Raw genomic sequence first — 20984 nt, 5'->3', positions numbered from 1 at the left:
CGTGTTGAGAGGGGCGGTCAGTCGTGGCGCGGCGGAAAGATGCCGCGTGGGATGCGTACGTGTGCGCCCAGCGTGGTATCCACCACCTGCGTGATGCCAACGTCACCCGCCACGCTAATCAGCGAGTAGGCATCGTTGCGACTGAGTCCAAGGTGCTCCTCCAGCAAGGTCATGGTGTCCAGCGTGGCGCCGCGCAAGGCGTCGTCCAGTTGATCACCAAACCCGTGAACGATCCAGCAGTCGGGCGTTTCCAGCAACGGCGCGGGAAAGTGAAAGTCCTTGCGCAAGATGATCTGCATCGTCACATTCAGCGATGATTCAATAGCCGTACCGCTGACTTCGCCATCGCCCTGCGAGACGTGCGGATCCCCAACCGAGAATAGACCGCCTTCTACCTGCACCGGGTAGTACATCGTCGCGCCCGCGCCAATCCGCCAGTTATCGATGTTACCGCCGTGCCGGCCCGGGGGAATCGTGCTGACACGGCCATTCAGCGCTGGCGCGACGCCCGCGGTGCCGAGGTGTGGGCGGGCGGGAATGCGCACGCCGGATAATGCGGTCTGTCGGTCACAGACCGGGCAATCGGTGATCGTGCCGGGCGTTAGGTATTTTCCCTTGAAATCGTAGGCATAGCGTGCGCTAGCGTACTGCGCGGCGGCATCCAGTTCATAGATTGTCACGCGTTCCCTTTCGCCCATTTCCTTGTATAGATAGCCCCAGTTTGCCGCCAGGTTCGAGCCGTAGCGGCAGCGCGGCGTCATCGACAGGTAGCGGACTTCGAGCATGTCGCCTGGTTGCGCACCCGTGACATGGATCGGGCCAGTCATGATGTGCACGCCGGGATTGCGATCTTTTTCCGGGATAGCGCGCCAGAGCGTATGCAGCGCCTCATCCATCATCAAGTCCGGCGCGTCGCCGGCATGATGCGTGACCGTTTCCGCATGGACGATGTCACCGCTCGCGACTGTCAGGGATGGACGCAACGATGCATCAAAGTAACCCCAGTGCACATTCTCCGGAGTGGCGCGCAGCGTGTGTAGTTGCTTGGGAGGCGTGTCCGCGCGGACGTGCGCAGGGGAGGGAATCAGAGCCATTGCAATTTCCTGACAGGTAACGGGATCGGTAGAAAAAATAGGGCAACACCCGCAAACTTCATGGGCCTAGGCGGTGACGAGCCGCGGCACGCTGCATCACGCGACACGGCATTACAGATCGAGTACGAGTAGCGGTGACCGGGATCGCGAACAGCAAGGCGTGAAGACCGTGCCTGTTTCCTGTTCGTCGGCACTCAGGACCCAGTCGCGATGGTCGGGCGTACCGGACAGCACGCGCGTCGTGCAGGCACCGCAGACGCCTTGTTCACACGACACCGTGATGCGCACACCAGCGCGCGACAGTGCGGTGCAGACGCTTTCACCGGCCGTTACCGGAATACGCTGGCCGGTACTGGCGATTTCTACGACAAAGGGACCATCGGCATGATGCCCGCCTTCCGCGTTCGCTTCGCCGCCTGGTCGTTCCGCGCCAGTTGTCGGCGCGGTGAAGCGTTCGGTGTGAATATGATCGTGCGGCCAGCCTAGCGTCGCGGCTGTCTCGAAAACGGCATCGATCATCGAGGCCGGTCCACATACGTATAAATGGCGATGCGGTTCGGGCGGGCCGATCAAGGCGACCAGATCCTGACCGCGTCCGACGTGACGCCGCACCGCATGCCGCCAGCGCGTGCCGGTCGACAGTTGGGCGGAAACATGTGCATCGGCACTTCGCCCAAAATCATGTAGCGTGAAGGCGATCCCTGCATTGTCCAGGGCCCAGGCCATGGCGATCAGTGGTGTGATCCCCACGCCGCCGGCGATCAGCAACTGGGGCGGCGTGCTATTCGGCCCAACGGCGGGCCACCGCACGGGAAAGAGATTCGAGGACGTCGATGCGTGCAGCAGGTCACCGGGCCGTACGTCATCGCAAAGAAAGCGCGAGCCGCCACGACCATCGGATTCCCGTTGTATTGCGATCAGGTAGACCATGGGGTTCGACGGATCACCGCACAACGAATAGTGCCGCAAACGCGGCTCATCTTGCGCCGGATCGTTCGCGTAATCCGATGCGGGGCGACAGTCGATTGCCAGATGCGCGCCGGCCTCGTAGGCCGGCAAGGGCATACCGTCGGCCGCTTCGAGTTCGAGCGCGATAATGCGCTCGCTGAGCGCGTACCGCGCGATGACGCGCAAGCGCAGTACTGGCGGACGGGAGGACGTCGTGGCAACCGGCGTGCGCATCGATTCCATGTGTGTGTCCGGATTACCAGGGAGCAGAAGGTGCGCATTCATTGCATTGCCCCGGTAGACGCAAACGCACCATTCGTGGCTTGTGTCAAGGGCGATATGCTTTGCAAGGAGAAGCTCAGCATGCTCAGCGAGCCGTATTCGACGCGCTCGGATTCGAAGCGCAGCATATCGTCATCGTGTCGGGCGCCCAGCGCGTAGAGGACCGGCAGATAATGCTCGGCTGTGGGGATCGACATGGCGGCGTCGCGGCCGTGCCTGGCGAAATCGATGACGTCATCCGACTGGTTCGCGGCAATGGCATTGCGAATGACGGTATGAAAACGTTGCGCCCAGTCATACCCCGAGTCTGGCCGCGACCAGTTCATGGCGGGCAGGTTATGCACGATGTTACCGCTGCCGGCCAGCAGGACGTTCGCATCTCGTAACGGACGTAATGCACGGCCCAGCGCGAAGTGATCGCGTGGCGAGAACGCCCGGTTCAGGCTGAGTTGCAAGACCGGGATATCGGCTTCGGGCATTGCCTTGACGAGTACCGACCATGTGCCGTGATCGAAACCCCAGCGCTCGTCCGGCGTGACCGCGATGCCCGCGGCCGCAGCGCATTCGATCAGTTCCCGTGCGACGTCCGGTGCGCCTGGTGCCGGGTACTGTACGTCGAATAGCGCTTGTGGGAAGGCGCCGAAATCATGAATAGTCTGTGGTTGTGCCATCGCGGTGACCGCCGTTTCACGGGTCATCCAGTGTGCCGATACCATGACGATCGCGCGCGGCCGCCGACGTGAGAGCACGTGCCGACCCATCTCGGCCCAGGCGCGGGTGTTGGCATTGTCTTCCAATGCGTTCATCGGACTGCCATGTCCAAAAAAGAGAACCGGCTGGCGGTATGGAATGTCGGGCATGGTACGGTGGTCAGTCAGGCAAAAGAGGATACGGGAACCGCCGCCGGATCGTCATGGCGCTCGACATGCGGTGCGGCGGCCAGCAGGCTGCGGGTATAGGGGTGCCTTGGATTGTGGAGGACCGTTTCGGTCGGACCCTGTTCGACAACAACGCCGCGTTGCAATACCAGGACACGCGAGCAGAGATAGCGCACGACGGCAAGGTCGTGAGAGATCAATAGCAGCGCAACATTGTGCGAGTCGCGCAGCGACAGCAGCAGTGCCATGATCTGGGCTTGCACAGAGACATCCAGGCCGGAGACGATTTCATCGGCGACGATCAGGCGTGGTACGTCGCATAAGGCGCGGGCGATATTGACGCGTTGCCGTTGACCGCCGGACAGTTGTGCGGGGTACCGTCCGACCAGTTCCGGCGCAAGACCTACTTCTTCGAGCAGAGACAGCGCGCGGCGTTCGCGATCGACGTGCAAATGCGCGCGCTGTGACAAAGCTTGCGTGACGATGTCGCCGAGGCGTCGGCGCGGGTTCAGCGCGGCGCGCGCATCTTGAAAGATCATCTGGATCGCGCCAATGCGGCGTTGCCATTCAGCACGGCTTGCTCCCAACGCACGCTCGTCGAGCGTGATCGTGCCGCTTGTGGGGGTGTCTAGGCCCATGACGAGTCGGCCAAGCGTGCTTTTACCGCTGCCACTTTCGCCGACAATACCGACGAATTCACCGGGCGCGATATCGAGATCCAGGGGCGCGAGCGCCGAGGGCGCAATATTGTTCGCACCACCGCCGGCGGTGTCACCCACCGCCGTATAGCGTTTCGACACACCTTGCAAACGAAGGAAGGGGCCAGGTTCGCGGCGTGGAGCGCGTGCGCTTTGGGCTGCCATTGAAGATGCGGCAACCGCGAATGCATCAACCACGGTCTCAGCGGCGGATGATGGCGGCGTCAGCGTCTTCGAAGGGCGTGCGTCCGACAACGTGCCGCGAGCATGATCAGGGCTGCCCATCGGCAGCAGGCAGCGCGATAGCGTGCCACCTGTATCGATCATCGGCACGGGGGCTTTGTTGCAAGCCTCGACGGCCAGCATGCAGCGCGATGCGAAACGGCAGCCGCCGATGTCGCCGAACGATTCGAAGCCGGGCATGTGGCCGGCCAACGGCACCACGCGGACCAAAGGCCCCTTCAGAGGCGGATTCGCGCGTAGCAGCGCCTGTGTGTAGGGATGCGCTGGACGGGTCACCACCTGCTGCGCGGTACCGTGCTCGACGATATCTCCCGCATACAGAACGGCAATGTCGTCGCAGGCAAATCGCGCGAGGCCTAGATCGTGCGTGACGAACAAAATCCCCGTGCCGCGTTTTGCTTGCATTGTGCGCATCAGATCGACGACATGGCGTTGCGTGCTGACATCCAGCGCGGTGGTGGCTTCGTCTGAGATGACGAGTTCGGGATTGCTTGCAAATGCCATCGCGATGGCCACCCGTTGGCACATGCCGCCAGATAATTCGAACGGATAGCGCGTCAACAAGGCAACAGGGTCTGGCAACAGCACTTCCGTCAGGGCATCCAGCGTGCGTTGCCGCCGTGCGCCCGACGGGATGCCGAGCCGCGCGAGATGTAATGCGAATTGCTTGCCGATCGACAACGTCGGATCGAGTGCCGTGGTCGGCTCCTGTGGAATATACGCAATCCGACGGCCGAGCAAGGCACGATGCGCCGAAGGTGACATCGACAGCAGGTTTTCGCCGGAGAAAGACAGGAACGCGGCATCGGTGGCAAAATGCGCGGGAATCAACCGACCCAGCACGCGGCCCAGCATGCTCTTTCCCGCGCCGGATTCTCCTACGAGGCCGAGCGTACTGCCTTTTTTCAGGGTCAGCGAAATGTCTCGCAATAACGCGACGCCGTCGCGGCGGAGGTTCAAGCGCGAGATGTGTAGTAATGCGGTCATCGTGCCGCCTCCTCGCGCGCCGGTGTAGGCGCACGCGCTTTCCTCGACGGGCGGGCCTCATGCGATGTCGATTCCGCGACTGCGTATACCGGACGCGTGCCATCGGTCTTGCCGCCGCGCTCGTTTCCGCGATTCGTCCCGCGCACCAACAAGCGGGCATCCGTTGCACGCCGCAGTCCTTCGCCGAGCAACGTGGTAGCCAGCACCGTGACGACAATGCAGGTGATGGGGGCAATTAAGCCCCAAGGGGTGGTAAAAACATTGGCCAGTCCATCGGCGATCATGCTGCCCCAGGTTGGTGTGCCGGGCTGCGCCGAGAGCCCGACGAAAGACAGGCTGCATTCGGCCACGACGGCTATCCCAATTTCCAGGCTCATCAACGTGATCAACGTCGGCATCATGTTGGGCAGGACGTCGTGCGCGATTGTGCGGAACGTTCCCGCACCGGCGATGCGCGCGGCGGCAACATACTCGCGACGACGGATCACGGCGACTTCCGCGCGCAGTACGCGGCAGAAGCGCGTCCAATCGACGAACACGAGTGCGATCACGACATTGATGATGCTGGGCGACAGCGCGACCATCAGGATCAAGGCAAGGACCACGGCCGGAAACGACATCCAGGTCTCGACGATTCGCATCACTACCCAATCCGTTCGCCCACCGCGCCAACCGGCCAGCAATGCGAGCGTGCCGCCGACCAGCGCCGCGCCGATCGGGGCGACGCAACCGACGAACATGGCGACGCGGGCACCGTAAATCGTCAGGCTAAGGATGTCGCGGCCAAGCGAGTCCGTGCCGAGAAAATGGCTCGCCATGCCGCCGGCTGCCCATGCGGGCGGCAACAGCGTGTTGATGAGGTCCTGCTGGTCCGGTGCGACAGGCGCAAGCCAGGGTGCGAACAGGGCCATCGCGGCGACGGCGAGCAATATCAGGCCGCCCAGGACAACCCGGGGTTCGCGCAGGACGTGCAACAGGGTAGCGATCATGATGCACTCCGCAGACGGGGATTCCACATCAACTCCAACGCGTCGACAATCGCATTGACCATTTGCACGACCAGCGCGTACAGCAAGGCCAGCGCCTGAATAGTGGGAAGATCATGCGCGCCGATGGCTGAAATCATCACGTTGCCGATGCCCGGCATGCCAAAAACCTTCTCGACCAACAGCGTGCCGCCGATCATCAGGCTGACCTGGATGCCTAGCACGTTGATCGTCGGCAAGGCGGCATTGCGCAACGCATGTCGCCATAAAATCTCGCGGTCGGAGAGGCCGCGCAGGCGCGCGGCCGTCACGTAGTCGTCCGCATAGACTTCCAGCAACGACGAGCGCAATAGCCGCATCAGCGGCGGTGCGATACCCATCGCCAATGCGACGCAAGGCAGCACCAGGTGCCATAACGCGTTGCCGAAGGCTGCGAACTGACCATCCAGCAATGCGTCCAGTAATAAAAAGCCGGTATGACGTACGATGGTATAGCGGCCGTCAAGCGGTCCGACGAAAGGCAGCCACCGGAGGCCGATACCGAACGCCAGCATCAGCAGAATGCCCCAGAGGAAATCGGGAATCGACATCGCCAGACCATTGGCGACTTCCGCGATCTTCTCGGCCCGGGTGTCACGTTGAAGAAACGCGATGATGCCTGTGCCCACGCCGACCACGACGCCAAGCAACAGGCCGCCTGCCAGCAATTGCAGTGTGGTTGGCAGCGCATTCAAAATCAACGCGCCTACCGGTTGACCGGTTTGCAGCGAATAGCCAAACTGGCCGCGCACGATATCCGCAAGCCATTGCAGGTACTGTACCGGGAGGGGGCGATCGAGACCAAGCTGATGACGCATCGCCAGTACATCGGCTTGGCTTGCGTTGGGCGGCAGCAGCATGGCGACCGGATCTGCCGGGAGCATCCGTAGCACGACGAAGACAACCACCGAAACCGTGAGCATCGTCGCCACGCGCCTTAGCAGCCGCAGGCCGAAGCGCCGCGCGTTATGGCGCCGTACGGCAGCCCGCACTGTCGCATCGGCGGTGGGGGAGGGAGATGCCGGCAGCGTGGCATCGGCAGCACGAACTCGTCTGCCGTGCGTTTTATTGGGATGCGTCAACATACGGCGCCTCGTCGACGTAGACCTGCATAAGGGACTTGCAAACCACTGTGCGGACCATGTACTGCGTTCAGCTTGCCGTGACCACGTCAATGGCGGCGAGCCGGGCGTGCGCGCCCTCTAGCGTCGTGCGGGCAGCGGCCGCCTTGCCGATACGTTGACGTGCGGCCTGGTAGCGTGGGACGAGCCAGGCGTTCAGCTCTTGCTGTGCGCGTTCTTGCCAGGAATACCGGCCGCGAATGGCGAACCGTGATTGCAGGCCTTTTTGCACGAGCTCGTCCACGTGCAGGTCCTGCGCGACGATATCGGACACGGCGCTGAACGACAGCTCGACCCGTTTTTGAAACAGCGGGTCCTGCATCGCGCCGGGTGCATAGAGCACGCCCTGATCCATATGATGCGTACCGGCCGCGTCGGCGCGCAGGATCATGTAGATCACGCTGTCGACCGTAACCACCAAGGACAGCGTGGGCGGGACATTGGCGAACAGCATCCGGTTGCGCTCTTCGTCCGTCAGTTTGGGGAAGATCGGAAACAGCGCTTTTTGCGTCGGGTTGAAGGCGGCGTCCGCGTGAATCGTGCCGTTGAAACGGTAATAGCCGGCCGTGTCTTCGGGAAGACTGTCCGGGAAGGACGCCAACGCGCTTGGCACGAAATCGTGCAGCGGACCGTGATGCAGCCGGTTTGCGTGATACCCGTCGTTGTTGTTTTCGAACATGACTTTCCAGTTCCACGGAAAGTGTGCAGCGTCACTCGGCCGTGGTCCTTCCGCGCGATCGAGTTCGAAATTCGCCAGTACCGGATCGAGCGCCGTGAGTCGCGGCGCAAGCGGCGCGGCTTCCTTGTCGAAGTTGACAAAGATAAAGCCTTGCCACGTTTCCACGAGCAACGTCGGCAAGCAAAATGCTTTTTTGTCGAAACCTTCCGTGGCGTCCATTGCCGGAGCGGCAATCAATTCGCCGTCGAGCGAGTAGGCCCAATGGTGATAGGGGCAGAGGAATGCGCGGGTATTGCCGTTGCCTTCCGCGACCAGCATCGCGCGATGTTGACACACGGCGGACATCGCCTTGATTTCATTACGCGCATTGCGCGCGATCAGCAGCGGTTCGTTGACGATCGACGTGGTGAAGAAATCGCCTGGTTTGGCAATCCAGTCGGTACGTCCGACGCAGAGCCATTCGTGATTGAAGACCGCTTCCTTCTCGAATTCATAGAAGGCGGGATCCGTGTAGCACTGGGGCGGCAGGGTCTCGGCCTGGCCCACTGGTAGCGTGCTCGTTTCCAGTCCTGCGAAGAATGCGTCGTCGAATGCTTGCGGCATCCGTGGGAGGGCGATATTCGGCTTCATGACAATATCTCTTAATACGTAACGTAATCGCGTTGCATATGCGAGCGCATCGGGCAAGGCGTGAAAATCGGTATGTCGATTCACGTATGGCGCGTTGGCGCGCATCACGCTCAAGCGGACCAGTAGCTTGGCAGCATCCAACCGCTCAGGAACGGCGTATAAGCAAGGTCGTGCTTGTAGGCCGCGGTGGCGATCCCTTGCAGCAAGGGCAATGCATATCCGTGCTCGATCGCCCATCGATGGAACGCCTTGTAGCCGGCAATACGTTTGGCTTCATCGGTCTGCGCCGTCAATGGATCGAGATAGGCGGAGATGTCCGGGCTGCGCCAGACCGCGAACGAGCCTTTCGGATTCAGGTAGCTGCCTGCCGACAATTCCGGGTCGCCGCTGCCGTTCTGCCACATCCATAGCACCGGTCCAGCCAGCGTGCCATTTGCCGCCTGGGTGAAGAACTGCGCCGGCTCGATGATGGTCAGTTGGGCATCGATTCCCACTTGCTTCCACATCTGGACAATGGCACGGGCCATGTCGAGGTCGCCCGGATACACGCCATTGGTGGCGAGGAATGGTAGCTTGACGGGTTTGGCCGGGCTGAAACCGGAGGCGGCGAGCAGTTTCGTCGATAGCGCAGGGTCATAGGCGAACGTGTAATCCGGATCGTAGGCCGGAGTTCCAGGAGCGGCCGGCGTGGACTGGGGTTTCGGTACGTTATTGAAGAACGCGCGTGCCAATGCCTGCTTGTCGATGGCGTGATGCATAGCCAGCCGGACGTTCTTGTCGGCGGTCGGGCCCGCATTGATCATGTGAATCAGATAGGTGTCGCTGGTCGCGGTGATCGTGCCGGCTAGTCCCTGCGTGCCGCCCAGACGGGCTGTTTGTTTCACCGGCAGTCCTGAAGCAAAGCTGCTTTGCCCTGCTTGCACCGCCGCGATGCGCGCGGTAGCGTCCTTGACCACTTGAAACACCACATCGCGAACCTTTGCCGTTCCGCGCCAATGCTTGTCGAATGCGGTGAGCGTCACGCGTGAGTCCGCTTGGTAGTCCGTCAGGCGATAGGGTCCTGATCCTACCGGCTTGGCGATGAAGCCTTCCTTGCCTACTTTCTCGAAATACTTGCGCGGCAACAGATAGCCGCCGAGATAGGCAAGGTAGGCCGGTGCCGACACCATTGGGGCCTTGAAATGCATCACTGCCCGGGTCGGCGTAGGGGTCTCGATTCGATCGAGTGCCCACCAGATGCCGCCCACTTGCAACGTTTTGTCGGCATGCAGGCGGTCGAAGTAGGTGAATTTGAAGTCGTCGCTGCTGGCTTTGTCGCCGTTATGAAAATAGACGTCGTCGCGCAGATCCAGTTCCAGGACCGTCCCTGCGGTGTCCTTCCATCGCCACGCCGTCAGGATGGCGGGCGACAGTGCGCCTTTCGCGTCGATATCCAGTGCGGTGTCGAATACGCAGCGATAGATCGAAATCGGATTTGGTGCAACGCGGACCAAGGGGTCCCACGATGGCACATCAACCGGGAACGCGATTGCAAGGGGTGCGGCGGCATGCGCTGTCGTACTGATGCCGAGTCCCGTGGCGAGCGTGCCGGCAGCGGCGCCGCCGAGGAGGCGCTGACCTGCGATGAGGGTCTCGGCGAGCGGCATGCCGGAGGCAATGCCGCCGCTCAGCGCTTGAAGAAAATGTCTACGGCTTATCATTGGGGCCCTTTTCCGAGGCTTTGTCTATCGATGAACCGTCGCCGCGCCGCTATAGGCATGGACGACGTCGACAACGTGATTGAACCAAGCATAAGCAGCTAAATTTCCGCCGTCTTGTCGTCATGCGCACGGCGTACCGCCGTTGCATCCGGTGCGGCGTGACCATCTCAGAAACGATGAATCATGGCGATCCGTGAGACGACCTGGGTTTGTGTATTGGACGGCAGGGAATAGAAACCGGCGCCCTGGTTGGCATCGACACCTGATGATGCGCGTAGATAAGAGACGTTCGCGTAGAACGACGTACGTTTGGACAGGTAATACTGTGCGCCGAGCGTTGGTTGATGCCAGTGTGCACCTTCGAACGTGGTGTATTCCCAACCGCCGATGAGCAGAACATCAGGTCGCGGCGCGTACATGGCGCCAGCCTCGTAGACGTTCATCGTGGCGCTGTTGCTGCCATAGCGCAAGTTCGTCGATGTGAAGTTGCCTACCAGCGTGACTTTTCCCAACTGGTAGCTCGCGCCGACAGCGGCAGTGGCATCGCGATCGACCGTGAACGGTGAGGTGTAATACAGGTCCGTCACGCTGCCGTCTGCATTACGGGTGGCAACGGTCTGTCCCAGGAACTGGGTGACACCAATCTGAGCGTAAGGATAGATGGCGACGTTATAGAGCCGTGTATAGGCGGCTGCGGTGCTGAATCCGCCATGTGTGTACGCCACGGTGCCGCTGTATGAGCTGTTCTGATGAAAGTTTCCGGCTACGTTGCCGAAGCCATACATCAAGCCGAAGGAGAGGCCGTTATAGGCATTGCTCATGTATTTGACCGAATTCGCTACCTGGACGCCGGATATCCGATCAAAATTGCCCATATGGCCCGAGTACACGCTGGCATAGCCGTTGACGTTGAACGGTGTGATCGTATCGAAGATGAAATCGTATTGATTGCCGAACGTCACCGTGCCATACGGTGTGGCGAGGCCGACATAGGCCTGGCGCCCAAATTCCGCGCCGTTCTGGCGGAATGCGCCCGTGCCGAGCGAGAAACCATTCTCCAGATCGAAGATGGCCTTCATGCCGTCGCCTAAGTCTTCACTCCCTTTCAAGCCCCACCGATTGCCGAAGTTGGCACCATCTTCAAACTTGAACTGGTGCTTGCCTGCCTGATTGCTGACATAGGTGATACCAGCGTCGATGATGCCGTATAGCGTGACGCTACTTTGTGCATGGACATTGCTTGTCGCACCCATGGCGAACAGCGCCGCGCAAGCGCCTCGGGCGAAACTGGATAATGGCAAGAGGCGGGTGGCAAGGCGGCGGGGCGTTGTGTGAACGTCTTGGACCCGCGCGCAAGCAACCGCGATGGGGTGCGGTGCTTCTTGCGGGTTGCGGGCCGGGTGTGCCTGGTTCATGGTGTTTCCTGTCGCTGGGCCGTGTGTGGCGGAATGGGGATTGCATCAACCTTGGACATTGCGCTGAAACACGCTTGTGGTGACGTGCGCGGCGCAGTACAAAACGTACCCGACCATATTCGGGCGAAGTTGTCCGCGCACGCGCGCAAACTTGATCTTTTGCTCTTCCGCGTAAGGCAAGCGCAAAAACGGGGCATTTTCGAGGCCAGTGGTGCGACGGCTGGCGCATTGTCATCGCGACGAATCGCGAACCGAGACATCGCAAGGCTGGCATCTGCCAAACGCCAATGTGAGCGGCTCAAACGGATGCGGGTGATATGGGAGCGTCACTGTGGACGTGTCTGTTGCGCGGTGACGTCGTTCCTGGACGCGCATCTGCTTCCCCGGTTGATCCATGGCACGATAAAGAGGTGGATACGACGAACAGGTTTGCACGATGAGGCAGATGGCAAGCGTCATGATGGCGCTGTGGATGGCAGGATTGGCCGCATGTTCCCCGGTTGGGACGCTCAATGCGCTGACACCCGGCGATACTTACGTGGCACAGCGCGGCATTCGCTATGGCACGTCGGATCGAGAGCAACTTGACGTCTATGTGCCAAAGGGCATGGCGACGGCATTGCCGACGTTCACGGGCACGAAGACATCGGGTAACGGCGCGCCGGCGCAGGGCGCTTTAGCGGCCGACGCGGGGCCCGTGCCGATCATCGTGTTTGTCTATGGCGGCAGTTGGCAAAGCGGGTCGCGGACCGATTATCGATTTGTGGGAGAGGCCCTGGCGTCGGCCGGCTTCGTCGTGGTTATTCCGGACTATCGCGTCTATCCTGAAACGATCTTTCCGGGCTTTGTCGACGATGCGGCCGCGGCAGTCGCATGGGCGCGTGATCACGCCGGCGCCTATGGTGCCGATCCGCGCCGCTTGTTCCTGATGGGGCATTCGGCAGGGGCGCAGATCATCGGCCTGCTGGCAACCGATGATCGTTACCTGCGGGCGCAGGGATTGAACAAATCGATGCTCGCGGGCGTAGTCGGGTTGGCCGGTCCGTACGATTTCCTGCCTTTGCGGGATGACACGTTGAAGCGCATCTTTCCGCTGGCTCGCCGCGAGGAAAGCCAGCCGATCCATTACATCGATGGCACCGAGCCGCCGATGTTCCTGGGTGTCGGTAACGCCGACAAGACTGTCGATCCCGGCAATACGACTCGATTTGCGGCGCGTTTGATGGAAGCGGGCGACCGGGTGACCGTCCGATATTATCCGCGAGTCAACCATGCCCTCACGGTGGGGGTCGTGGGTGCGCCGTTGCGCTTCATCGCGCCCGTGCGGCGCGATGTAGTGGCGTTCATACGGCAGACGTCGGCGGCGTTGCCGATTCGGTGAGCCATGCGCAGCGGCGGCGCGTCAACGCTGCAACGCCAGGTCGATCGTTTCGTCGACCAGCGTCAATACTTGTTGTTGCGCCGGATCAGGCTGCGTGGCAGGTCTGTCGCTGGCGCGCCGTAACGGGTGATTCGGTGCCGGTGTTGGCGCCTCCCACAATTCTCCTTCTCCGGCGTCGATGGCCGGCAGGCGGAACATGCGGTGGAGTCGGGCTTTCAATGCGATCAGATTTGCGCCGAGTCGCTGCATCGACGCATCCGCGGAGGCATCCGGATCAACGGAAGAGACGTCGTTGTCGGACACTCCGACCTTTCGTGCGACGGCAGCGCCATGAGTGGATGATCCTTCGGTCGCGCGGGATGCCAGTGTCGCCGGAAGGCTCGACACGTCGGGCAGCGCGCAGATCGGTGCGCCATGCACCGAGGCTTCCATCGATTGCAGGAGGCTTTCCACGGTCCGCTTCAACGCGTCGATTTCCTGCAACTGCCGCTCGTTTTGCTCGGTCAACGCAGCGGTTGTCTCGCGCTGCACGATCAGCTCCTGTTCAATTTTCAAGCGGGCATTATCCAAGGCCTGGGTCGCCAGGGCATGCTGGTGAACCGCCCGCTCTAATTCTCCGGTTCGACTTTGCAACTGGCCTTCGAGGGTGCTGGTCATTCGCCGCAGGAACGCCGCTCGGGCGTCAAAACGCGACACGACGAGTGTCACCATCAGGATCATCAGCGTCAGCACGACGATGGTGGTGGCCAGCCACGGCATATTCATGCCACGCGCGGCCCCGCAGACCGAGCCCGGCAGGAAATGCGCGGCACTCATGCCCACGTAGTGCATACCGGTGATAGCCAAGCCCATGATCAACGCCGCACCGACTCGCTTCGCGAGAAGATGGCGGCGCGTCGTACCGCTGAGCGTGTTGGCCAGCCAGAGTGCGGCAGCCGAGGCCACGATGGCAATGGCCACCGATTGTGCGACCCGCACTGGATCGTAGTCGATGCCAGGCTGCATGCGCATGGCGGCCATCCCGGCATAGTGCATGCCGGCGATGCCGCAACCCATGAGGACGCCGCCGACGGCGATATGTGGCAACGACAACACGGGACGAATGACGACGTTCAGTGCGAAATACGAGACCACGATGGCGAGTGCCAGTGACGCCACCGTGATTTTCAGGTCATAACCTAGCGGAATAGGGAGGGAGAATGCCAACATGCCCACGAAGTGCATCGACCAGATGCCGATACCCATCGCGGTGGCACCAGCGGCGAGCCATGCATGCTTGACACGAGGACGCTCGAGAAACGAGATGAACGCCGTCAGGTCGAGAACCGTATAGGACGCCAGCGTTGCGATGATCAGAGACAATACAACGAGCGTCGGATTGAATGTTCCTACCATGATGCATGCATTTCCGGTGACCGAGCAAAATTGGGAGGCGCTGAAAGGCGGAAAAATGCGAACCTTTCGCGCCATTCTCTATAATGACTTACACCGTGATTGCATTGATTAGAAATTTCCCGTAAAACATTCGTTTACGTGATTTCGCGGTGTGCAACTCATGATTGTCAATTGTCTGGCCTATGCGCCGCATCGTCCACCACGCCCGGTGACGATGGACGGTATCAGCGACGCTTTATGCGACAAGGAAACGTTTGTATGGCTCGGTATCGCCGATCCGACAATCGATGAGCTACGCAAGGTCCAGGAGGAGTTTGGCCTGCACGACCTAGCGATCGAGGATGCGTTGACGGCTGAGCAAAGGCCGAAGATCGAAACGTATGGCAATTCGCTCTTTATCGCACTGCGCACGATGCAAATGGTAAATGGCGATATCGAGGAAGGCGAGGTGCATATTTTCGCCAGTCCGCAATGCGTGATCACGATCCGCCATGGAAAGGTACGATCGTTCGCGCCGGTGCGGGAGCGTGCGGAGTCGGCAAAGCATTTGCTTGATAAAGGCGCCGCGTATGTTTTATACGCCATTCTCGATTTTGTTGTCGATCAGTACAGTGAAGTAGCAACGGAACTGGAATTGCGATTCGATGCGCTGGAACGGGAAATTTTCACTGACCAATTCGATAATCGCGCCATTCAAAAACTGTATGAAATCAAGGCACGGATGGTGGATCTTCGGGGCGCTGCCATGCCGGTGGAGGGCATCTGCAGCGAGCTGATCCGGCTGCATGAGGATCTTGTCTCGAAAGAATTGCGTGCATATTTTCGAGACGTTCAGGATCATATTGCCCGTGTAGTGGATACGGTCGATGTCGTGAGGGAAATGCTGACCACGGCCATCCAGGTGAATCTGGCACTGGTACAGGTATCGCAAAACGAGATTGTCAAACGACTCGCGGGGTGGGGCGCCGTGCTGGCCGTGCCGACAATCGTATTCAGTCTCTATGGTATGAATTTCAAATCCATGCCCGAATTGGATTGGTCGATGGGCTATCCCGTCACGCTATGCGGGACGGTAATTGGCTGTGCCGTCATGTACTGGCGATTTCGGCGGGCGGGTTGGTTGTAGACGCGGGTAAGGACGGGCATGGCATTTGCGTCTTCCTCCGGCAGTCAATGTTGCCCGTTGCCGTGCATGATCGTACTGTGCAATGCATCGTCGCCGATGAGGCGACGTATTTGCTGCCTGCGTATTCAGCTGCTGACGGGCGGCGAGCAAACCCTGAATACCGAGAAACGCCATGCCTGCCGATAATATTCCCACTACACCGTATGATCAAATGATCGCCGCGCTGCATGAAGGCCGGGAGGCTCAGCGCGTCTTTAAACGGCGTTGCCGCCAAGAGGTGAACGCGCTTGCGTATGCGGTAGAGCGTCGGCTAGGCGCCCCAGTAGGATCTGTACGGGTCCTCGACCGAAATGGTGTGGGAGGTGACGATGCGGTGATTGTCTGCGAAGACGCTCCGGGCCGGATCCAGTTCACATTGTCCATGCCGATCGAGCACGATCTCGAATTGCTTGCCGATCCGTGGATTCCGGTGGAACGCGTGCCGCACCAGAGCCATGTATCCATCGATATCGCAGGGAATCTCATTCCCGCGGAGTGCCTGACCGATTCGCGTTGCGTGGAGGCGGTCTGTGTCGCCCTGCAACGCGCGGTGGCGGCCGAGGCGGGCAAGTGGCTGCCGGGCATGATCGGCGGACCAAATATCGCATCGCAATGTCCGGGCGCCGGAATCGATGGGGACGGAAACGGGCTTCCTAGCGGCGAATCGGAGCGCAAGCAGTCGACGGCGGCATCGCTGTTACGTGCGGCCATGCCCTCGCTGATGCATCGGTAACGTAATGTGAATGCATGCCGCGGCGCTGGGACGGTTGCGGTTCCTGCTTGGTGTTGCCTGCGACTGCGAGATCGACGGGATGTCGAAAACGTCCGCCGATCCAGTCAGGCACTCCCGCATCTTATGGCGCGCGAAGCACTGATTCGCACTCTGCTTTACACTTGTCGCCAAGCAGGAAAAGCCGCTGCATAGTGGATCTTTTCTTTCATTTTCATGACGAGGATCCTTTCGATGTCAAACACGAATCAAGCCGCCGCCGTGAACGCGTATGGTGCCAGCCAGACGCAGATTACCGTCCAAGCCAAAGACGGCCCATGCAGGGTCTGGGTGTTGACGCCTGCGGGGGAGGGCAATTGGCCGGGCGTCATCTTTTACATGGACGCATTCGGCATCCGCCCCGCAATGATCGAAATGGCGAGCCATGTAGCCAAGCAGGGCTACGTTGTACTGCTAGCCGATCTGTTCTACCGCTTCGGCGAGTACGAAACGCTTGACCCAAAAGAGGTCTTCAAGGGCGATTTCCGGGCGATCGTCGGCCCGCGGATGGCCAGTACCGATAATCACAAGGCTGCGGAAGACACCGCTGCACTGCTCGCATATCTGGATACGCGCGGCGACGTGAAGAAGGGCAAGGTTGGTACCGTCGGGTTCTGCATGGGGGGCGGAATGGCAATCAGTGCGGCTGCTTACTACCCGGATCGTATCGCGGCCGCCGCCAGCTTCCACGGCGGCAATCTGGCAACGGATCTCCCGACCAGCCCGCACTTGCTGGTGTCAAAGATCAAGGCTGAACTGCTGGTGGCTGCCGCGGATAAGGACAATAGCTATCCGCCCGAAATGGCCCAGCGTTTTAACGCTGCCTTGACTGAAGCGGGCATCAAGCACGAGAGTGAAACCTACGAAGGCAAGCTGCACGGCTGGATGAAGCCGGACATGCCGGTGTTTGATGCGCCAGCCGCCGAACGCGGCTGGAAGGCCTTGTTCGCGTTCTACAGGCGTACGATCGGTTAAATGCCTACCGACGAATCGACCGCTCCAGACTGCGCGAGATTTCGTCTGCAAGGGCTTTGACACTTTGTGATTCGCCGTGGAGCAGGGGGCGCGATGCCGCTATTGCGCCCCATGTGCCACAAAATAAAGCGATGCACCGATCATTGAGATGCACCGGCACGAATACGATCGATCGTGCGGTCGGGAAAGCGGTCTTGTACCATTCCGGCACGCGATGGACGAAGCTGTCAGCGCGTATGTCCTGGAAAAACGTGGGGTTGCGACTACCTAGTGCTTGGTGAAAGATGTTGTCTTCGAAGCCAGCGTTAAAGCGCAGATCGACAAGATGATCGCGTACCCCTTCGCCGTACGTCACCTTGGCCGCATAAACATTTTCCTTCGTATTCAGCAGGAGCAGAAAGCCATTTCTTAAGTTCAGGCACTGGCCGATATTCTCGACCACCAGCGGAATGACGCCGGCGGTGTTCAATGTCGGTGCGAGCGACCGCACATGTGTCAGCGCTTCGCCAAATCGTTCCATCGGATTGGCTGGCATCTCGAAAGCCTCTGCGTCATCCGATCTCCCCGTCCCCCCCGATCCACGCGAACAGCGGCGCTCTGTGCGTGCTCCAACGCGTTATTCAATGTGGGCGCATCCATGCCCAAGGCATTGAGGTAAGGTTTGACGAATTGTTCGATATCGCGGGGCGCTGTTTTTTTCTCGATCATCGTCGCCACTTCCGCAGCGACGGTCGAGATCATTATCAGCCACTGCGTGTGCGAATCGTTTCGCACGCCTGCGTCTGGCAGGGCGCCCGCCATGCAGTCCGCCAATGTCTCCGGGACGTTGAAATGCCGCGCCAGGGCTGCCGCGATATCTGTCAGGCTTACCCCGAGTACCTCCCGGCATGCGTCCCGGATCGTCACGTCCGGATACAAGCGCGTGTAGTCCAGAACCTGCTGCCAGTCTTTTTCCAGGTACAACGCAAGCACTGTGGGAGCCAGCAAGTACATCAGCGTGGACAGGACCGCCTCTTCGCTGGCTTGGCTGGCATGACGGTGGGTCATATTGCGCGCAAACTCCGATGCGACCATCGCGCGTTTCAGCGCGTCGCGACCGGTATCGAGGTGCGGCGAGTTGGCCTGAAAATCTGCGATATCGGGCAATTCCGCGCTAAATTGCTCTACGGTATTGACGCCAAGAACCCGGATGGCACGAGAAATAGAGATAATCTCGTCGCCAAATGAATGCCGCATTGCGGAATTTGCCTGCCGGATAACCTTTTGGGAAAGCGAGATATCGGACAGTACCAGATTCGTTAAATCCGCAAGATAGGCTTCCTCGTCTTTTAATGAGGCGATAATGCGGTCCGATGAGCTTTGTAGTGATGGTAATTCACCACGTTCCGCCATTGCCGTGAATAATCGGGTCAGAAGGTCGGCTTTATTTTCGATTTCTATCACCGTACTTATCCTTTAATCGCAGTTTGCAATGGACCGGGATAATAAAGATACCCTGAAAGTATTTCGATCGTTTGTTTTAATTCGAGCCTTGACTGGAGGTGTCGGGCGAAAACGACGTATTTCGACATGCGATGGGGTCGATCAGGCGGGGCTGGATGCGCGTCCCCGCGTTGCGCCGCTTGACGCGTTGCAGCATGACATTGGGACGGTATGGAGCGAAGTGATGTTGATGAAACAGTGTTTTCGATAGGGCCATCCTTTTATTTGAAAGTCTTGAAAACGCACTGGCGCTAGAATATGCAGCTTTTCCTTTGCGTTTTGCATGGTTTCACTCTTCGCCAAGCAGTTGGGGAACGAGGGAGGCAGTGGCCGCATGCGTGGTAAGTCAGGTATGGTGATAGCGGGTTATGTTGGATTCAAATCAAGTTTTACGTCGGCGCGATATTATTGCGCTGGGTTTTATGACATTTGCACTGTTTGTTGGGGCAGGCAATATCATTTTTCCGCCCCTCATCGGGCTCCAAGCGGGTACGCGGTATGGCACCGCTGCGATCGGTTTCCTCTTGACCGGGGTCGGATTGCCGATTCTGACAATCGTCGCGATGGCGCGCGTTGGAGGAACACTGGACAAATTGAGCGGCCCGCTCGGCACTGTCGCGGCGCGTGCGCTGGCCGTGGTGTGCTATCTGGCGGTGGGTCCGTTGTTTGCCACACCACGCACGGCAACCGTTTCGTTTGCTCTGGGTATTGTGCCCTGGACCGGAAACAGCGCATCCGCTCTGTTCATTTATAGCGTGCTTTATTTTGTCGCGGTTTTGTTGTTGTCACTGTACCCCGGAAAGTTACTCGACATTGTCGGTAGGATATTGGCGCCGGTGAAGATCGGGATGCTGACCATTCTCGCCGCCTCGGCCATGTTTATCGCCGCAGGCTACCCAGGCGTGCCTACACCCGAGTACGCCACCCATGCGCTGTCGTCCGGCTTCACCAATGGCTATCTGACAATGGATACGCTGGGTGCCATGGTCTTTGGCATTGTCGTGGTCAACGCAATGCGTTCACGCGGTGTTACCTCGGCCTACGCTCAGACGCGCTATGCGATGATCGCGGGCATCATCGCGGGCGTGGGGCTGGCGTTGCTGTATCTGGGCTTGTTCAAGCTTGGTGCGGAGAGCCGCACGTTGGCGCCGAGCGCCACGAATGGGGCACAGATTCTGGACGCATACGTTGCGCATGCGTTTGGAAACGGCGGGGTGGTGTTGCTGACTGTCCTGATCACCGTTGCTTGCCTGGTGACCGCCGTCGGTTTGACCTGCGCCTGCGCAGCTTATTTCAGTGAGTGGTTGCAGATTGGATATCGAACGATGGCCATTGGCTTGTCGCTCTTCGCGCTATTGGTATCGAACCTCGGCCTGGATCATCTGATTGCGTTTTCCATTCCTGCCCTGACGGCAATCTATCCACCGTGCATCATTCTGGTGGTGATGAGTTTTACGCTACATCGCACCCGTACGCCCAGTCGCGTGCTATGGCCCGTGATGTTTGTCACCACCGTGATGGGGTGTCTGGATGGCTTACACAGCGCCAACCTGACGATGCCCGTATTGAGCCACTCGGCGCGGTCCTTGCCTTTTGCACAAGCGGGACTCGGTTGGTTGCTGCCGGGACTTACGGTCTGGGCGTTGGCCTGGGTCTATGATGGTGTTGCTGGTCATACGCGGCCGGTGCGTGACCAAGTTTGACTGGCAACATAGGTTGGCTTGAAAGCAGAATTTGCTGGTGCTTGTTGTAATCAGGACGACACCGGCTTCTAGTGCTGACCATGAGGCTCGCTTGGTTACACTCAGTAGAATGATGTCGCCGAGCGGCCGCTGTTGCGCTACCTGTTATCACTATCCAGCATAGGCTGTTTCTAAGAAAAAAGATTGACCATTGCAGTCGTATGCATGCCAAGACAGGGCAGATCGCGGCCGACAAGACAATCAGCTCAAGGCGCATTTGCCATGCAAGAAAACACGATCATGAAACCCGTTCCGAACGACGTTTTTCACATTTCAGAAAAAGGGGCGGCAGCCTCGCTGTCTAAACTCCCGTTACCTTTCAACGTTATGTTCGAACGCGGGGATATTTCGATTGAGCTTTATGCGCCGCGAGGT

At 59.7% G+C, this 20984-nt stretch carries 17 protein-coding genes; 5 read left to right on the top strand and 12 right to left on the bottom strand.

Going from position 1 to position 20984, the window contains the following annotated elements; genetic code table 11:
• Positions 1–17: 17 nt before the first annotated feature.
• The 9 genes from WM40_RS02085 to WM40_RS02045 form a co-directional block, all read right to left on the bottom strand.
• Complete coding sequence (locus WM40_RS02085) at positions 18–1094, bottom strand: acetamidase/formamidase family protein (protein WP_024905903.1); 1077 nt, start codon at positions 1092–1094, stop codon at positions 18–20.
• A 111-nt stretch (positions 1095–1205) separates the two neighbouring features.
• Complete coding sequence (locus WM40_RS02080) at positions 1206–2285, bottom strand: PDR/VanB family oxidoreductase (RefSeq protein WP_157685673.1); 1080 nt, start codon at positions 2283–2285, stop codon at positions 1206–1208.
• Positions 2286–2323: 38 nt separating this feature from the next.
• Complete coding sequence (gene ygiD, locus WM40_RS02075) at positions 2324–3184, bottom strand: 4,5-DOPA-extradiol-dioxygenase (RefSeq protein ID WP_024905901.1); 861 nt, start codon at positions 3182–3184, stop codon at positions 2324–2326.
• A gap of 14 nt (positions 3185–3198) precedes the next feature.
• Positions 3199–5130, bottom strand: a complete 1932-nt coding sequence (locus WM40_RS02070) for a dipeptide ABC transporter ATP-binding protein (RefSeq protein WP_046152049.1) — start codon at positions 5128–5130, stop codon at positions 3199–3201.
• Entirely contained in the window at positions 5127–6119 is a 993-nt protein-coding gene (locus WM40_RS02065) for an ABC transporter permease (protein WP_082102387.1), read from the bottom strand. The genes WM40_RS02070 and WM40_RS02065 overlap by 4 nt, the downstream gene beginning before the upstream one ends.
• Entirely contained in the window at positions 6116–7240 is a 1125-nt protein-coding gene (locus tag WM40_RS02060; RefSeq protein ID WP_052738127.1) for an ABC transporter permease, read from the bottom strand. Before WM40_RS02060 ends, WM40_RS02065 begins: the two co-directional genes overlap by 4 nt.
• 67 nt (positions 7241–7307) lie before the next feature.
• Positions 7308–8585 (bottom strand): aromatic ring-hydroxylating oxygenase subunit alpha, encoded by a 1278-nt coding sequence (locus tag WM40_RS02055; protein WP_236693348.1) that lies wholly within the window; start codon positions 8583–8585, stop codon positions 7308–7310.
• A 110-nt stretch (positions 8586–8695) separates the two neighbouring features.
• Positions 8696–10285, bottom strand: a complete 1590-nt coding sequence (locus WM40_RS02050) for an ABC transporter substrate-binding protein (protein ID WP_082102386.1) — start codon at positions 10283–10285, stop codon at positions 8696–8698.
• A gap of 167 nt (positions 10286–10452) precedes the next feature.
• The gene (locus tag WM40_RS02045) at positions 10453–11538 is read right to left on the bottom strand and encodes a porin (RefSeq protein ID WP_046152048.1); all 1086 of its coding nucleotides are present in this window, start codon (positions 11536–11538) and stop codon (positions 10453–10455) included.
• A gap of 607 nt (positions 11539–12145) precedes the next feature.
• On the opposite strand from WM40_RS02045, the gene WM40_RS02040 reads away from it, so the two are divergent.
• Positions 12146–13081 carry an alpha/beta hydrolase gene (locus WM40_RS02040; protein ID WP_413783793.1) on the top strand — a complete coding sequence of 312 codons (936 nt, stop codon included), beginning with the start codon at positions 12146–12148 and terminating at the stop codon, positions 13079–13081.
• Positions 13082–13102: 21 nt separating this feature from the next.
• Here WM40_RS02040 and WM40_RS02035 read toward each other — a convergent pair whose 3' ends face one another.
• Positions 13103–14476, bottom strand: a complete 1374-nt coding sequence (locus WM40_RS02035) for an MHYT domain-containing protein (RefSeq protein ID WP_082102411.1) — start codon at positions 14474–14476, stop codon at positions 13103–13105.
• A 160-nt stretch (positions 14477–14636) separates the two neighbouring features.
• Between WM40_RS02035 and corA the strand changes: the two genes are divergently transcribed.
• The 3 genes from corA to WM40_RS02020 all read left to right on the top strand — a co-directional run bounded on the left by corA (position 14637) and on the right by WM40_RS02020 (position 17385).
• Positions 14637–15602, top strand: a complete 966-nt coding sequence (gene corA, locus WM40_RS02030; protein ID WP_024905891.1) for a magnesium/cobalt transporter CorA — start codon at positions 14637–14639, stop codon at positions 15600–15602.
• A 172-nt stretch (positions 15603–15774) separates the two neighbouring features.
• Positions 15775–16374, top strand: coding sequence for a hypothetical protein (locus WM40_RS02025; RefSeq protein WP_157685672.1), 600 nt, complete (start codon positions 15775–15777; stop codon positions 16372–16374).
• Between the two features lie 231 nt (positions 16375–16605).
• Positions 16606–17385, top strand: coding sequence for a dienelactone hydrolase family protein (locus WM40_RS02020; RefSeq protein WP_024905889.1), 780 nt, complete (start codon positions 16606–16608; stop codon positions 17383–17385).
• A 4-nt stretch (positions 17386–17389) separates the two neighbouring features.
• Here WM40_RS02020 and WM40_RS02015 read toward each other — a convergent pair whose 3' ends face one another.
• Entirely contained in the window at positions 17390–17920 is a 531-nt protein-coding gene (locus WM40_RS02015; protein WP_157685671.1) for a hypothetical protein, read from the bottom strand.
• The gene (locus WM40_RS02010; protein ID WP_046152044.1) at positions 17881–18828 is read right to left on the bottom strand and encodes an HDOD domain-containing protein; all 948 of its coding nucleotides are present in this window, start codon (positions 18826–18828) and stop codon (positions 17881–17883) included. The genes WM40_RS02015 and WM40_RS02010 overlap by 40 nt, the downstream gene beginning before the upstream one ends.
• Before the next feature lie 407 nt (positions 18829–19235).
• On the opposite strand from WM40_RS02010, the gene brnQ reads away from it, so the two are divergent.
• Positions 19236–20570: a branched-chain amino acid transport system II carrier protein gene (brnQ, locus tag WM40_RS02000; protein ID WP_024905886.1), complete on the top strand. Its 1335-nt coding sequence runs from the start codon at positions 19236–19238 to the stop codon at positions 20568–20570.
• Positions 20571–20984: the final 414 nt, after the last annotated feature.

The organism is Robbsia andropogonis (assembly GCF_000970345.1).
Lineage (GTDB): Bacteria > Pseudomonadota > Gammaproteobacteria > Burkholderiales > Burkholderiaceae > Robbsia > Robbsia andropogonis.
This window is presented reverse-complemented; position numbering and strand designations above follow the sequence as displayed.

Excerpts from the sequence above, each read along its gene's own strand:
- WM40_RS02085 (WP_024905903.1), bottom strand. The coding sequence starts at position 1,094 with ATGGCTCTGATTCCCTCCCCTGCGCACGTCCGCGCGGACACGCCTCCC.
- WM40_RS02080 (WP_157685673.1), bottom strand. The coding sequence starts at position 2,285 with ATGGAATCGATGCGCACGCCGGTTGCCACGACGTCCTCCCGTCCGCCA.
- ygiD (WP_024905901.1), bottom strand. The coding sequence starts at position 3,184 with ATGCCCGACATTCCATACCGCCAGCCGGTTCTCTTTTTTGGACATGGC.
- WM40_RS02070 (WP_046152049.1), bottom strand. The coding sequence starts at position 5,130 with ATGACCGCATTACTACACATCTCGCGCTTGAACCTCCGCCGCGACGGC.
- WM40_RS02065 (WP_082102387.1), bottom strand. The coding sequence starts at position 6,119 with ATGATCGCTACCCTGTTGCACGTCCTGCGCGAACCCCGGGTTGTCCTG.
- WM40_RS02060 (WP_052738127.1), bottom strand. The coding sequence starts at position 7,240 with ATGTTGACGCATCCCAATAAAACGCACGGCAGACGAGTTCGTGCTGCC.
- WM40_RS02055 (WP_236693348.1), bottom strand. The coding sequence starts at position 8,585 with ATGAAGCCGAATATCGCCCTCCCACGGATGCCGCAAGCATTCGACGAC.
- WM40_RS02050 (WP_082102386.1), bottom strand. The coding sequence starts at position 10,285 with ATGATAAGCCGTAGACATTTTCTTCAAGCGCTGAGCGGCGGCATTGCC.
- WM40_RS02045 (WP_046152048.1), bottom strand. The coding sequence starts at position 11,538 with ATGGGTGCGACAAGCAATGTCCATGCACAAAGTAGCGTCACGCTATAC.
- WM40_RS02040 (WP_413783793.1), top strand. The coding sequence starts at position 12,146 with ATGGCAAGCGTCATGATGGCGCTGTGGATGGCAGGATTGGCCGCATGT.
- WM40_RS02035 (WP_082102411.1), bottom strand. The coding sequence starts at position 14,476 with ATGGTAGGAACATTCAATCCGACGCTCGTTGTATTGTCTCTGATCATC.
- corA (WP_024905891.1), top strand. The coding sequence starts at position 14,637 with ATGATTGTCAATTGTCTGGCCTATGCGCCGCATCGTCCACCACGCCCG.
- WM40_RS02025 (WP_157685672.1), top strand. The coding sequence starts at position 15,775 with ATGCCTGCCGATAATATTCCCACTACACCGTATGATCAAATGATCGCC.
- WM40_RS02020 (WP_024905889.1), top strand. The coding sequence starts at position 16,606 with ATGTCAAACACGAATCAAGCCGCCGCCGTGAACGCGTATGGTGCCAGC.
- WM40_RS02015 (WP_157685671.1), bottom strand. The coding sequence starts at position 17,920 with ATGCCAGCCAATCCGATGGAACGATTTGGCGAAGCGCTGACACATGTG.
- brnQ (WP_024905886.1), top strand. The coding sequence starts at position 19,236 with ATGTTGGATTCAAATCAAGTTTTACGTCGGCGCGATATTATTGCGCTG.